A 15,138-nucleotide genomic window follows, 5' to 3' on the forward strand; every position below is an offset into this window, starting at 1 on the left:
ATAAATGTTAGTGTTCTAATTTACGCACAGCCAAGAATTTCTCCGCGATATCCTCCGCCTTCATCGGGCGGCTGAAATAATAGCCTTGCATCAATTGGCAATCCCGTGCAGACAGGAACTCTGCCTGCTCTTTTGTCTCCACACCTTCAGCAATGACATTCAGATTCAAATTCTGAGCCAATGTAATAATCGTATTGGTAATGGCTGCATCATCATCGTCTTTGGTAATGTCCTGAACAAAAGATTTATCGATCTTCAACGTGTTAATCGGGAAATTCTTGAGATACCCTAGAGAGGAGTATCCTGTACCAAAATCATCAATAGCAATGCTAATACCGAGATCCTTGAGCTGCTCCATCGTTTTAAGGGTGAGGTCCGTATTTTTGATGATCTGATTCTCCGTCAGTTCCAAGTGCAGAAATTTCGGGTCTAAATCAGCTTTCCTCAGGATGTTTTTGACCATAGTAAATAAATGATTTTGCTCGAACTGACGCACCGACAAGTTCACCGACACACTGATTTCTGGGTAGCCTAGATTATGCCAAGCTTTCAACTGTTTGCATGCATTTTTTAAGATCCACTCCCCAATCGGAACGATGAGTCCGGTAGCCTCCGCAATGGGGATGAATTCATCCGGGGATATCATTCCTTCCGTGGAGTGGTTCCATCTTAATAACGCTTCTACGCCGACAATAGTATTGGTCTGATAATGAATTTGTGGCTGATAATAGATGATCAATTCATTCTGATCTAGAGCCTTGTATAGTGCGTTCTCAAATTTAACAATTTGGAATGTACGCTTGTCCATCCCTGCACTGAAAAAATGGAAGCTGTTACCTGATATTTCCTTCGATTTGTACATAGCGGTGTCCGCATTCTTAATCAAAATCTCTGTTGTCTCCCCGTTCTCCGGGTAGAGGCTGACGCCAATGCTTGTTTTCATGTACACTTCGTTATCTCTCACATAAAAGGGCTTAGAAAAAGAGTCGATGACCTGCTCTACGACTTTGAGTACTTCTTTTTTATTCTTCACATTGGGTAAGAAAATCGTGAACTCATCGCCGCCTTGTCTAGATACCGTCGCTCCTTTGGGAATGCATGCACTAAGACGAAGAGCAACATCTCTCAGAAGTAAGTCACCATAACTGTGTCCAAGTGTATCATTGATGAACTTGAATCGATCCAAATCCAGGTAGAGGAGCGCGACCTTGCCCCCATTAACTTGGGCATTCTCGATGCCTTGGTTGAGACGATCTTGTAAGAGCACACGATTCGGCAGATCTGTAACACTATCGAAGTACGCGTGATACTTGATCTCTTCCTCCATCTGCTTACGAACGGTGATATCCTTGAAAGTAACAACATCTCCAACGATTTCGTCCCCTTCTCGAATCGATGAAATAACAAATTCAACAGGAATACTAGAACCATCTTTTCTATAAAAAGATTCGTCGTTTTGTTGATAACTCCATTTGCGCTGAGATGCGGTTGTCCCTTGCTTGACCATATTTCTACTGAAAATCAGACTATAGGGCTGACCGATTAATTCTCCTCTTCGTTCATACCCTAACATCGACTCCGCCGCAGGATTACAGAAGGTGATAAGTCCCTCCAGATCAAGACCGAAGATTCCATCGCCCGCAGAGTTCAATATGAGTTCTCGCTCCCGGCTGAGCTGCTGTAATTCCGTAATCACCTTCTCAAGCTCTTGATTCTTCACCGTAATCTCAGAGGTACGCTCCTCGATAATCACTTCTTGCTTCTCCATATATAGAAGGTTAGACAATGTTGATGCAGTAGCATCCACAATCGACTGTGCTAACTGGATATTGGCTTCGGTATAAAGCACACTCTTCTCACCTAAAGTAGGCACAGCAATAACGCCCAGCACTTCACCCATCGACACCAGTGGAAGCAGAAACAGCCCCTTAATGCCAAAATTTAGACAGGCTTCATGATTAGGGCGATCATCTTGAAGTACATCTGGGATGACAATAGCCTTCTTGGTACGAATAACTTCTTGGAATACTCTGTCGCTATTCGGATCAATAACAATCTGATTATGTGCATCCATCCAGTCCTCTTCTGACCAGTCGCTTTCTCTATTCAGCTTGGCTGGCTTAATATTGCGACCTGCCAAAGGATCAAGCAAATGCGCACCCGTGTTCTTGGTATTTAGTACTTTTCCAATATAGAAAAAGCATCGCTCCAAACCTTGCTGCATCGTGGAACATAATGATAAATCTCGGGTCACATCCAGCAAAAGTTGTTTCTCCGCTAATAAGTTCTCTTTGTATGTAAGATTATTCGCATTCTGAATAGCAACAGCTGCCATGTTCACATAAGCTTCTACTGTCTGGATTTCCGACTCTGTAAGATTCATTGGAATACCATAGTCGAACAGAAATACTAGTCCATATAACTCCTCCTTGTAGGAAATCGGTAGAACCAGCAGGGATTTAATTTGAAATCCAATGACGGATCTAGGATCAGGTCGGGTATCTTTGGATGTATCCGGAATATAGATGGTCCGCTGCGTCTCAATGACCTCTTTGGCAAGCAGATCAATATCGGTATCAATCACCTGCATATCGAGTGTCATCCCATTAATAAGCTCCGGCTTTCCTACATATCCACGGAATGTGCCATCCTTCTGCGGTAAATATATTCCGACTGAATCACATTGTACAATCTCTTCCGAGATCGCAGTCGTGACTTGTTGCAGCACCTCACGAAGATCTAACTTCGTATTAATCATCTTAGTGATATGCGCAAGTCTAGAATACCTCGTCTGTTCTTTCATCATTCCACGCCCTCTCCCTTTAAAATTCGCTCTTCTTCGTTGTAGGATCTGTACATAATCATTAGCTGATCATTATATGAAGGCGTAAGGCTGCCTGTCCTTTCACAATTACCTGTAATATATATTTTCGACACCGGGGGGCTATTATCCTTATATCCTCCCTATTTATTTTAAAAAAATCATAGCACTAGATAATATACGTTCCAAGCTCAGTTTAGGCTTGCCCAGACATGTCGAAATAGGCGATTACCCCATTGCCTCAGCTTAAGGGAATCGCCTTTCACTTGTATATACATATTTTATAAATAGTTCGCCCCGTATACTTAGTGGATTAAGTTCATCCTGTGGTTACATGTTGCATGTAGCGATGAACACGGCCCAGTTTCTTTTGATGTTGTCCTTTAGGGCTCTCCATGTTGCCAAATTCGAAGAACTTCACTTTTTTAATGCCTACATAAGAGAATAGTGCTCTACGCATCAATACTTTATGTGCGTTATTTAGCCATAATAATGGATAAAAAGTCGGTCCTTTCATGGATGATATACATACGACGGATTTACCTTGGAGCAGACCTCCAGGCAGGTGGCCTCCTGTATCTCGGTATGCAAATCCGGCAGCGAACATCTGATCGATATATCCAAGCAACATAGCGGGTGGACGTCCCCACCAGATCGGATAGATGAAAACAATGTGATCCGCCCACAGTAATTGTTGTCGATATTTATCCAAGGCTGGATCTTTGTGCATATCTCTTCTACGCTTCGTCTCATCGAACACGAGGAGAGGATCGAACTGTTCTTTATAGAGATCTAGAAGCTGAATGTCTGCAATGTTGTTATTCTTCTTACTTCCCTCCAGCACTTGCTTCAAAAAGGCATAACTTAAGCTTTGATGATTCGGATGTGTGTAGATCACCAATACATTCATAAAACACGCTCCTTCTTACTTATCATTTGACAACTAAGATATAACACGGGACTAATTAGTTGTCAAATGATAATTGTAATATGATAATTAATTTGATATCGTGTCTACGGAGGTGAGTTCTATGGATACACATGCTTTATTTCAACAATTTGTAACCTTCACAGATGCGGTTCATCAAGCTACACATGACTTTACAAGAGATGTTCGCGATGCATCTATTACGCCTGTACAGTATCATATCCTTGAATATATTGCTCTTCATCAGCCTGTGACACTTAGCCAGATCAGCGAATGTCAGCAGATGTCTATGCCAAATACTAGCCGTGAAATCCGAAAGCTAAGTGAGAAATATTTATGCGAAAAAGTTATCGCGGATGAGGATCGTCGAAAACAATATATTCGGCTCTCCCCCCAAGGGGAGAACATGATGCATGAAGCTTTTGCACGCATTGAGGAACGCTTCCTAGCAAGATTGGGTCGTATATCTGCTTCGGAGAAGGAAGAAATGGAGCAGGCGATGGATCTACTTGCTAAGAAAATATTTAAGCATAAATAATCGGGTATACGCTCTATAACACAGCCCCCATTCTTAGCCAAAGAGGCGATGTTCTCCAATTATGGAGGACATCGCCTCTTTACTCTGTATATATGTTAGTAGGATGTATTATTCTGCCCATACCCGTAATTTATATAGGAATTCGGCATACCCGACTGTGCACCATAAGATGGATAGCCAGAGTAATTCGGGTACCCTGACATGACAGATGTTATAGGTACAGGCTGCGGATAGCTTGATCCTACTTCATCAGGTACACGAATACAGCCTGGTGGTGGGCCCAAGATTACAGATTCCTGAATAGGAGCTACCGCTTTGGCATACTCTTCTTCATTTACACAATAAGCTAAATTCAAGATTTCTTTGGGGATGAATCTCAAGAAGTCCGATCCGTAGACAATATCCGGCGTTGGTACATCAAAAATGGTTAGGATATGCGTGTAATCTGTAAGTGCTACAATCCAGTGGAACCACCCCTTAGGGAACTGAGACACTTGACCTGGCTTCAATCGGTAACTCAACAATTTCTGTGTAAACGGATCAAAGACAGAGGTAATAACTTCACCGCTAATCACAAATACAAGCTCTGTCGCATTTGTATGCCAATGCGGCTGGACAATCACATCTTTGCTGAGATGAGCATTGAAAAAACCCGTTTGGATAGCAGGAAGCTGTGCAGCAAAGACCTGAGTGATGAAATTCCTATCATCCTTTTTATAGTTCAGAGTGACATTAGAATCCCCACTGAGATTAAGGGACGGAGACTTCAAATCTACATTCACGCGCATGTACCTCCTCGTTAAGTTCTTCTATAGTGCTATCTATATGTGCGAATGCCTATATAGGTGCTTGCATACATTTCTATATGCCGTATTCTGATACGCAACATCAGGTTTAAAATACGAGTCCAAGGATATACAAGAAAAGGATGCATCACTTTTGACTATGAAAGGGGCAAAATCTTGTGACCGATGATAAAAAAAATCCAGAGGAGCCAGACCATCAGACATTAACCACTCGCCAAGGCCATCCCATTACGGATAATCAGAATATCAGAACCGTCGGCAGCCGAGGCCCAAGCACGTTGGAGAACTATCAATTTCTTGAGAAAATCACGCATTTTGATCGGGAACGCACGCCTGAACGGGTAGTTCATGCCCGGGGCGCTGGTGCTCATGGAACCTTCACGGCCTATGGCAAGTTAGGAGATGAACCCATTGCGAAATACACCCGAGCCAAGCTGTTCCAGCAATCAGGCAAAGAGACTCCTGTATTTGTAAGATTCTCTACGGTCATTCATGGGGGGCATTCTCCTGAGACGCTGCGCGACCCTAGAGGGTTCGCTACCAAATTCTACACAGAAGATGGGAATTGGGATTTGGTCGGCAACAACCTTAAGGTGTTTTTCATTCGCGATCCTTTGAAATTCCCTGACATGGTTCATGCCTTCAAACCAGATCCGTTGACTAATGTGCAAGATATGGGGCGCTTCTTCGACTTCGTATCGCTAAGCCCAGAAGCTACGCATATGATCACATTTCTCTTCTCCCCTTGGGGGATACCTGCCAACTATCGGCAGATGCAAGGTTCAGGCGTGAATACGTACAAATGGGTGAATCAAGCCGGCGAAGCTGTCTTGGTCAAATATCACTGGGAGCCCATGTCTCAAGGCATTAAGAACTTAACTCAGCAAGATGCCAATGCCATTCAGTCCAAAAGCTTTAACCACGCTACGCAAGATCTGTACGAAGCCATTGAACAAGGAAATTACCCAGAGTGGGAACTGTGTGTACAGATCATGAGTGATGATGAGCATACCGAACTTGATTTCGATCCACTGGACGATACGAAGCTGTGGCCTCCGGAACAATTTCCATTCCTGCCTGTAGGCAAAATGACGCTGAACCGCAACCCCATCGATTATTTTACCGAGGTAGAACAAGTAGCATTTGGTACGGGCGTGTTAGTAGATGGACTTGACTTCTCCGATGATAAAATGCTCCAAGGACGCACCTTCTCCTATTCGGATACACAGCGTCACCGGGTAGGGGCTAACTATTTGCAATTGCCCATCAATGCACCACAGACCCATGTCGCTACGAATCAAAGCGGGGGACAAATGCAGTATAAAGTGGACCGTGCTCCAGGACAAAATCCACATGTGAACTACGAACCCTCTTCCTTGGGTGGACTCCATGAAGCTCCAAAGACAGGTCAAGATCATGAACCCGAGGTCCATGCTAGGCTGGTCCGGGCCCCGATCGAACGGCAAAACAACTTTGGTCAAGCGGGCGATACGTTCCGCGCCTTCGAAGCATGGGAGCAAGAAGAACTGATCGCGAACCTTGTAGATGCCTTTAGCCAGTGCACACCAGATATCCAAGATCGCATGATCCAGCACCTTGCAGAGGCAGATGCTGATTATGGTAGACGAGTAGCTGAGGGTCTGAAAAATCATGTTAGCGGACATCCGGCACTGAGCGGTCAGATCGATCCCGAGCAAGGTGTGGAACTTTCAAAGGAACTCGGCGAAAAAGCCGACCCTTATTGAGACCCTCTGCCCTAGATAAATTCGGCTTTATTAATAAAAGCTGGAACCCCCATCTTCGGATTCAGAAGATGGGAGTTCCAGCCTTTTTATCTGATCATAGGCAACACTACACTATATTCACATCTGTCTTTCACATTTTCCAGATAAGTAATTGGTAGTCAATGTAATTCTATTCTGATTCCAACTTCTCAAAACACGCAAAAAAACCGCGATTTCCGCGGCTGTGTATACCCTTGTTAAATGTCTATCTCCATTAGCTTATTTGTAGAATACTTTCTCGACATTGTATTTCGCTCGATATTCGTGAATAAGATAGGTTTCGTAAATTTCGCGCTCATACGGATCTTCGATGTTACATACTTCGATCTTGGTTACTTCATTGCGGTGATCTTTCATCACAGACACGCTATCTTCGAAATGCTTCTTAATTCTAGGTCTAATCTTTCTTGCCTTGCCTACAAACAGCAGTTCATCTCGGTCATTGTAGAACATGAAGATCCCGCCGACTTCTCTAGAAATCAAGTGAAAATCAGTAAACCCGTAGATATGGCTTAATTGTGGCGACTCCTGCTTGGTAATCGTAACATCCGGTGATGGAACAGTAATATTGATCATTCTGGATTCACTTCCTCATTGTCTATATAGGAGTAAATATTATCATACATCACCGGACGTTACCTAATCTAATTAAGTAGGTGGCTATGCTCATATTGGTGAAGCGCATATTTAACAGCCTGCAAATACTGATAATTATATTGATTATCCGGCTCCAAATAGGCTCCCTCCGCCCATTCATTCCATGCATTGATGAAGACGTAGTCGCTTCCATAAGCCGTTTTGGCCCTTAGCAGTTGGCGCGATAAATAATGGCTGAATTTTTGCGGAGTCATGCCTAGACAGCTCTGCCCATCCACCCCGCGACGCGGTGTGTTATCCCAATTCACATAGGCTCCCGGGTAAATGGGCTCTCCATTACGATGTGGGGTACGCTCCAGAATCGAATTCCACACTTTATCATAATCGACTACTAAGTGTTCCTTGCCATTTACCTCGATGCGGCTCCAAATCTGATGCAGATTGCCATGGGCAAATGTATAGTGCGGCTCAAATTCCACACTCGCGTCAAAACCCTTCACTGTCTGTACTGGAAATCCTCCAAGTGTCTGCACAAGGTGAAGACCTTCTAAGCCGTTTCTTTGAGCCAGCCGCTTCCAATGCATTAACATTTCGTCACACCTAGGAATACTTGAAGGACGATAAATGATAAAAAGAGGCTTGCCATCTATACGAATATATCGTTTATCTTGAAATGCCTCGAGCAAATTATAAAAATGATGACTCCAATCCGCTTCATCTCCATACGACTGTGGCATCAAGACATCCTGATCATTACCATCCCATTTGCGTGTCCAAGGTTCATTAGCCCAAGATAGACAGAATGGAAAATCGGGCGCCTTGCTCTCCAGTACCGCCTGAATTGGCTTCTCGAGTAGCCGCTTACCTTTGAACCAATAGTGATAATAGCAAAAACCATAGATTCCATAAGCCTCAGCTGTTCTCGCCTGCCATTCCCTAGCGGCCGCTTCCGTGAGATTGTAGTAATTGTTGTCCATAGGCAGCTTAGGCTGCAAATGCCCTTGATACAAAGGAACAGCCTTCCTCACATTCGTCCACTCCGTAAAGCCTTCTCCCCACCAACGATTGTTCTCAGCGATAGGATGGAATTGCGGTAATAGAAAGGCAATCAGCTTCAATGACACATCCTCCTTACATCATAGACCTCTGGATTTAAGCTTGGTGAACACGATATCAAGCAACTGTATTCCCTTTTGTAAAAAGGAGTGGTTATATTTCTGATCGGATAACGCCCTCGACGCCATACCTCTTTTTTCATCGACATGCAGCTCGTAATAAGCTACCTTCTCCGTAAGATCTTCTAAGGTATAGAAGAACAATAGCGAGTCTAGTGACTCTTTGGGAAATGGGTGAGAGGGCTCATACTGCACTAGCTGAAACGTACCGCATGCCGCAACTTCCAGCCAGCACTGCATGCTCCCACTACTGTTAATCACAAGATTAGCCCCATTATAGTAGTCCTCGATTGGAACAGTTGGGTCTACGACCTTAGCTCCTTCGAGTGCGAACCCACTTCCTTCCGATACGCGAACTTTACTTCCCTTGCTAATAGCATCCAGCATATAGGCTTCTAATAAAGGATTAGCTTCCATTCCAGCTCTGCCTAAAATTAGAATATCTGAGTAATTTTCATTCCCCACCACTCTCGGGTAGTACGTACGAGAACGTGCACCAAACGGCATAACGTGAACTTGCTCGCAGGACATTGCTTGATACACTGCACTATTGTTTTCATTCTGAGTGAATACATAGTCAAATAGAGGGGCTAATTGTCTATCCGTATCTGTAACGCCCTTCTCATCGGCCAGCCAAATAACCTTGGGGACGGAAGTAAGCTGAAGAGCTTCTATATTGTGAGGAGAGAGTTGCTCTGCTCCGCCAATAACTATGATGAGATCTATCCGATGCTCTGAAAGGCTGGCGCGGAGAGGATGCGCATATTTGTTAACGGTAACCTCTTTAACCAAATGCCTGAGCGGTTCCTCCCATTGAAAATCATTGGCTGATGGCACAAGTAATAATAGGCTAATTTGTTTGTAGATTATAGGATGATGTTCTTCAGCAGTGGGCAGCTTTCTCTGCTCCATCTGGAACTGTACCGATTTAAGAAGATCCATGACCGGAAGAAGCTTTCGATCCATGACTTTGGTGACTTGCCTCGTAATGAGTTTTCCTTGTGCTGGAGGCGAAAGTCGAGTGCTTGAGGTTTTGACCTTTTTTTTCATAAGCCTCCTCTTTCTTTTGCGGTTTCACCCGGGTTCGACCCTGCTTTTGATCACTATATGCACTCGCCTTGACTTGGCGTGGGTATCCGACCATGCACTCATGGTTCTACCATCATCTATTATCTCTTAATCTCTTATATTTTTGCCGTCGCACCCTGTCCAATCTTCTAAACGCAGAATACACTATAGTATTCCAAGCAGAAAGGATGATTTCAATTGCCAACATTTGATAGTATTCAAGTGACCGGTAATGCGACAGTGAACCAGGCTTTGAATGTTCTAGGGAATGAGACCATTAGCCAGAATTTAAATGTTATGGGGAGCGAGACAGTAGCTCAAAATCTGCAAGTCAACGGCAGTGAATCCGTAGCAGGAACTCTGAATGTTACAGGAATGGCTACAGGAGGCAGTGTAAGTGCAACATACCAACTATCTGCAGCTAGTCAACCTACTCTTCCTTCGGGAACCCTAACTTTGCAACAAGTCAGATACTATAATCCGGGGGCTGTTAATCAACCAGGTCTCGTGCTTACAGGAACCGATGGTGTACGCTATGTTATTTTTGTGGATGTAAGTAGCGGCACACCAAGCTTAGCTATACAAAGAGCGTAATATATCTTATGTACGAATTCGTCTAACTCTATGTTGTGAGACGAATACATCACCTTCAAGTGAAAGAAACCCTATCGTAAGATAGGGCGACAACCTTGGAGGTGTTTTTGCGTTAGCAACAAGAGTAAATTGCCCCAAGGACATGAAAAAGCCCCCTGCATCTAAGGAGGCCGTACTAGGTAGATGAAAATATAAATATAATTTTACTTCTTATAATCTACTTAATCGCAATATATATCTTAATTTCAGTCTGATTCTCGTCATTCGCTTCATATATCTCAAAATCTCCAGTGTATGCTCTTTGTTCTGACGAGTGCTCGTAATACGACCAAATCTCTCCCCACGTGCGAGCAACAACTTCAGACACAGGCCCCGGAGGACAAGTAAACACTCGGTATGTACTGGCTGGTACTTTGGCTTGCTCTAGAAGAATGCTCCGTTCAGATTGCTCCTTGGTGGGTTCATGTCCAATAAGAACGGTATAAGCCCCCTTATGATCACTTTCATACCGGGTATATAAGGCATATGTCCGCCGCGGGTTCCTGATATCCATCTGGGCAGCCAGATTACTTTGGAAAAACGTCTGCCAAAGTCCAGGTAATCGTCCGTGTGGGCTCATTTCCTCTGCATTCGTTGTACGAGTGGTAACCCCATAAAGCGTCATCGCTGGATAGTTAATAATTTCCTGAATCATGTCTTATTCTCTCCTTCCGGTATTGAAATAAGTATACTTGGTACATCTGGACACCTGTATGTCTAGTTAGAATATCGCTTTATAATTTGATGCGCTCTACGTACAAGCTCATCGGCTATACTCGCCGGGGACTCGACAATGACGTATTCACCGTAACTTAAAAGCATGCTGTACAGCCATTCGTCTATTACAAAAGTCTCTTTGACCTCAATCCACCCATCCATACGTTCCGTTATCGAGTCAGGAGCGAACCGATCTTCCGCCAGATAGCGCACCTCAGGATGAAAATGGAGACTTAGGGCTACCTGTTGATGTGCATTCCACTGCGTGTTCCAATCAAATGTCTCTAAAGAAGGAACTTCAACGTGATCATAACGCTCCGCAAGAACATCTACGGTCTGAATTCGAGATAAACGAAATACTCTGAAATCCTTTCTCGTAGTGCAGTAAGCATGAAGATACCAGACATTTCCCTTAAGTAGTAACGATATCGGCTCCAACCTGCGTACGCTAGCGATACCTTGCCGATCTACATAGGCAACTTCTACCCTACTTCGCTCTTCGATCGCCTGATGTAATGTAGTTATCTTGAGTTTAGCCTTTTCCCCCAGTCCCCAAGGATTAAAATCAAATATCATACCTTGACCTACCTGCTTCACCTGTGCACGATCGCCTGTATGGTGCAGAAGTGCCGTCACCTTTTCTACTAATCCCTCATGCTTAGGACTTGTAACTGCACTGTTCATTCCTTTGACAGCAGCAAGAAGTGATGCCATTTCCTGCAAAGTTAAAAATTGACGTCTTAATGTGAACTGCTGCATCATTTCGAATCCTCCAGATGTACCTTGCTGTGCACTAATCGGGATTCCCGCTTGATTAAGCGTCTCCATATCTCGATATATAGTTTTCGTGGACACCTCAAATCTCTCAGCTAGTTCCTTAGCGCTTACTCGCTCACGATTCAAGAGTAAGATAGTTATGCCGAGCAGACGATCTATTTTCATATGCAATCACCCTTAGCACCATAATCTTTATCCTTCTGAGAACAGTTATGTAACAAATAAATTATATTCTTCATGTAACTTAAATACCTCATTATAGCTTATATGGTAGTATTCGTGATTCCCATCTCGCAATCCTACATTAAGAAGAAGCCCTCCTTTAGGAAGGGCTTCTCTTAAGTATTCGTCTATTCGTCGTGTCTCAAAGTCTTAAGACTATTTAAGTAAAGACATTAGAACCGTTACCGCCTCAGCCCGAGTAGCCGTGGCAGAAGGAAGGAACTGATTGTTATCTGATCCCTTAAAGTATCCAGCCTTCATCGCAGCATCAATGGAAGGAACCGCCCAAGCTGGAACTTTGGCTGCATCCGCAAAGCTTAACTTAGCTGATGTATTCAGCGTTAGACCCTTAGCGCGTGCGACCATAACTGCAAGTTCCGCTCTTGTAATCTCCTGATCTGGACGGAAAGCACCATTTGCATATCCCTCAATCCATCCTGCTTGAACGGCCTGTGTAACTGAATCTTTAGCCCATGCAGGAATTTTTTGTTGATCAGAAAAGGGCTTACTTGTTGTAACAGCCTTAGGCGTGATAGCACGAGTTAAGAGGGAAATCCATTCCGCTCTGCTAATCTTCTTCTCTGGTTGGAACGAGTTATCCCCATATCCCTTAATTAACCCTTTGGTTGTAGCAGCTTCAATGGCTTCTTTAGCCCAATGTGTATCTACATCTTTAAATGATACGGGTACCACTGAACCTGTTCCAGGTGTGGTTGTACCACCTGTATTCGGTTTTGTGGTGGTTCCTGTGCCTGGGTTTGGCGTTGTTGTAGTTCCTGTATCACTAGGTGTACTTTCAGTACTGGATCCACCTCCATTACTAGCGGAAGGTGTTACCATTACTGCTGTTGAACTATCCTTATTACTAATTGTTTTGATTGCAAATTGATAATTAGTACCCGCAGTCAATCCTTGAATAACGTAACTATACGCCGTCTTACCTGTTACTGCATCTACTTTTGCCGTCCAGTTGGTACCCAGTGCACTGTTCACTTCATAGATTCGATAGGCTGTTGGCGTTGATCCCGTTGTAGGGGCATTCCATGTAAGTGTTGCTTTTCCACTTTGAACGGAACTTAACTTAGCCTGCTGTACTGGATTCGGCTTAGCTACCGTTTTCTTGATGCTGAATTGATCAAAGACATCTGTCGTTCCTGCTTCTGTAGTGGTATACACTTGGAAATTAATTTTATCATCACTTACTGTAATACCTGTGAACATTTCTTTGTTAGGTTGACTCTTTACTTCTGCAAATGGATAATCAAATTTAGTATTCTCATTATACCGCTTATCTCCAGCAGCATTACTTACTAGATACATCGTGCCTTTGGGATTAAGCAAGCTACCGTCTGTATCCTTAGGCGTATTTTCCTGAGGTACATTTCCATACATCGGAAATGTTCTTGTATACATGTGGTCATGTCCGCTTAGGACAACATCTACGCCAATCTCATCAAATAATGCAGTTAGGTTGCTACGGAAATAAATTACATCTGGATCATTGGTGTGATTAGCTACAGAATACGGTGATTTATGGAACAATACAATTTTCCATTTTTTATCTGTCTTTGCAGCTTCTGTTCTTAACCAATCAGCTTGTTTCTGATACACAACATCAGATTTCCCACTATATTCGGTATTAATAATCATGAAATGCGCAGCACCATAATCAAAGGAGTATACAGATCCATCCGGCTTCGCATCTGTACTGGAAATGTTAGGTAAGTTGAAGTGGTATGCAAAATTATTGTTAGATTTACTTTCATGGTTTCCTAGCGCTGGGACAAGCGGTGTACTCCCGAACAGAGATTGCGGCTTATTAAGCAACCACATCCACTGGTCCTCTACATTCCCGTTATCTACTAAATCGCCTGTAATCGAGACAAAGCGGCTGGTAGGAAATTTCTTAAATGCTTCCTGCAACGTGTGATTCCATGTTACGTATTCAGCATCTGAAGTACCCTGCGGATCTGTTGTAGATATAAATGTAAAAGCGCTAGTGTTGTTAGAAGCTGTCTTAAAAGTACGAATATCCGTCCAATGCCCCGCCTGGCCATCTCCCAAACGATAACTATATTGCGTATCAGGCTTCAGACTAGAAGCACTTACTTTATGACTATTATAAGAGGTTAATTTATTAGTTGATTTCATATCATTTAATGTTTGAAAAACCTGAACAGGAAGCGATGTTCCTTGGAATGTCACCGTGCTTCCGGCAGGTAACGTACTACCAGTAACCTTGGAAGTCTCAGCAAGTTCAAGGACGGTCTTAGACACAGTGGGGTCCGTGTAATAAGCAAAAGCTTGAGCTGTTGCAGGATCGCCATTATAGGTTAGTGCAACCGCAGTAGGTGTGACTTGATTTGTAGGTGTCGTCGTAGGTGGTGTTGTCGTCTGCTCATCAGGGTTACCAATGAGCTGCATATCCCAGTAGAGATCGGAACTGTCATCACTACGTTGATGAACCTCCACTGCCAATTGATTGGCGCCTTCTTTGAGTACACCTTTTAAAGCCTGTGTTAGATCTGCGCTCACTGTAACCGGAGAACCAATCGTATCTGTGGTGAGAGTATCGTATTTCACATCACCCGCAGTCAGGTTATAACGGTATACTTCGGTTCCGTTCACATATAGAACGACTCCATCATCTATACCAAATTTGCCTGCAATTTTTGTATATGCTGTTAAATTCGTCACATTTAAAGAAGTACGGAAATAAGAAGTGCGGAATTTTTTAGCGCTATCCGCACCAAAGCTAATAATTTGTTGTAAAGCTCCAAAATCTGTGGCTGTCTTACCTGTAGGGTACCCTAGGGGTGCCTTGCCAGCGCTCCAGCTTGAGTCATTAAAGCCAGCACTTCGCCACGCCACACCTTGATCCGAGCCATTGTCTAGATATTTCCATGTACTGTTTTTAGATAATAAAGTTACGTTATTAGTACTTGCGGATGGAGTACTCGTACTTGTATCTGTTCCAGTTCCAGTTCCAGTTCCAGTTCCAGTTCCAGTTCCAGTTCCAGTTCCAGTTCCAGTTCCAGTTCCAGTTCCAGTTCCAGTTCCAGTTCCAGTTCC

General features: G+C 43.6%; 12 protein-coding genes. 3 read left to right on the top strand and 9 right to left on the bottom strand.

Going from position 1 to position 15,138, the window contains the following annotated elements; all coding sequences use genetic code 11:
* Positions 1–7: 7 nt before the first annotated feature.
* Both J2Z69_RS14915 and J2Z69_RS14920 read right to left on the bottom strand, forming a co-directional pair.
* Positions 8–2,806 carry a sensor domain-containing phosphodiesterase gene (locus J2Z69_RS14915; RefSeq protein WP_209864297.1) on the bottom strand — a complete coding sequence of 933 codons (2,799 nt, stop codon included), beginning with the start codon at positions 2,804–2,806 and terminating at the stop codon, positions 8–10.
* 334 nt (positions 2,807–3,140) lie between these two features.
* The gene (locus J2Z69_RS14920; RefSeq protein ID WP_209864299.1) at positions 3,141–3,731 is read right to left on the bottom strand and encodes an NAD(P)H-dependent oxidoreductase; all 591 of its coding nucleotides are present in this window, start codon (positions 3,729–3,731) and stop codon (positions 3,141–3,143) included.
* 121 nt (positions 3,732–3,852) lie between these two features.
* Here J2Z69_RS14920 and J2Z69_RS14925 point away from each other — a divergent pair, with 121 nt between their 5' ends.
* Positions 3,853–4,287 carry a MarR family winged helix-turn-helix transcriptional regulator gene (locus J2Z69_RS14925; protein WP_209864301.1) on the top strand — a complete coding sequence of 145 codons (435 nt, stop codon included), beginning with the start codon at positions 3,853–3,855 and terminating at the stop codon, positions 4,285–4,287.
* A 95-nt stretch (positions 4,288–4,382) separates the two neighbouring features.
* Here the strand turns inward: J2Z69_RS14925 and J2Z69_RS14930 are convergent, their stop codons facing one another.
* The gene (locus J2Z69_RS14930) at positions 4,383–5,075 is read right to left on the bottom strand and encodes a cupin domain-containing protein (RefSeq protein WP_209864304.1); all 693 of its coding nucleotides are present in this window, start codon (positions 5,073–5,075) and stop codon (positions 4,383–4,385) included.
* Positions 5,076–5,251: 176 nt separating this feature from the next.
* On the opposite strand from J2Z69_RS14930, the gene J2Z69_RS14935 reads away from it, so the two are divergent.
* Positions 5,252–6,838: a catalase gene (locus J2Z69_RS14935; protein WP_209864308.1), complete on the top strand. Its 1,587-nt coding sequence runs from the start codon at positions 5,252–5,254 to the stop codon at positions 6,836–6,838.
* 258 nt (positions 6,839–7,096) lie between these two features.
* Here the strand turns inward: J2Z69_RS14935 and J2Z69_RS14940 are convergent, their stop codons facing one another.
* From J2Z69_RS14940 to J2Z69_RS14950, 3 genes are all read right to left on the bottom strand, one after another.
* Positions 7,097–7,453: a nucleotide excision repair endonuclease gene (locus tag J2Z69_RS14940; protein WP_209864311.1), complete on the bottom strand. Its 357-nt coding sequence runs from the start codon at positions 7,451–7,453 to the stop codon at positions 7,097–7,099.
* 68 nt (positions 7,454–7,521) lie between these two features.
* Complete coding sequence (locus tag J2Z69_RS14945; RefSeq protein ID WP_209864314.1) at positions 7,522–8,592, bottom strand: glycosyltransferase WbsX family protein; 1,071 nt, start codon at positions 8,590–8,592, stop codon at positions 7,522–7,524.
* Positions 8,593–8,610: 18 nt separating this feature from the next.
* Positions 8,611–9,699 (bottom strand): glycosyltransferase family protein, encoded by a 1,089-nt coding sequence (locus J2Z69_RS14950; RefSeq protein ID WP_209864317.1) that lies wholly within the window; start codon positions 9,697–9,699, stop codon positions 8,611–8,613.
* 216 nt (positions 9,700–9,915) lie between these two features.
* On the opposite strand from J2Z69_RS14950, the gene J2Z69_RS14955 reads away from it, so the two are divergent.
* Positions 9,916–10,311 (top strand): hypothetical protein, encoded by a 396-nt coding sequence (locus J2Z69_RS14955; RefSeq protein ID WP_209864319.1) that lies wholly within the window; start codon positions 9,916–9,918, stop codon positions 10,309–10,311.
* A gap of 217 nt (positions 10,312–10,528) precedes the next feature.
* On the opposite strand, the gene J2Z69_RS14960 is transcribed toward J2Z69_RS14955, so the two are convergent.
* The 3 genes from J2Z69_RS14960 to J2Z69_RS14970 form a co-directional block, all read right to left on the bottom strand.
* Positions 10,529–11,005: a GyrI-like domain-containing protein gene (locus tag J2Z69_RS14960; RefSeq protein ID WP_209864322.1), complete on the bottom strand. Its 477-nt coding sequence runs from the start codon at positions 11,003–11,005 to the stop codon at positions 10,529–10,531.
* Between the two features lie 62 nt (positions 11,006–11,067).
* Complete coding sequence (locus J2Z69_RS14965; RefSeq protein WP_209864325.1) at positions 11,068–12,009, bottom strand: helix-turn-helix transcriptional regulator; 942 nt, start codon at positions 12,007–12,009, stop codon at positions 11,068–11,070.
* Between the two features lie 213 nt (positions 12,010–12,222).
* A partial coding sequence (locus tag J2Z69_RS14970) for an S-layer homology domain-containing protein (protein ID WP_209864328.1) occupies positions 12,223–15,138 on the bottom strand: 2,916 nt, incomplete at its 5' end.

Origin of the sequence: Paenibacillus shirakamiensis (assembly GCF_017874255.1) — a bacterium.
Classification (GTDB): Bacteria; Bacillota; Bacilli; order Paenibacillales; family Paenibacillaceae; genus Fontibacillus; species Fontibacillus shirakamiensis.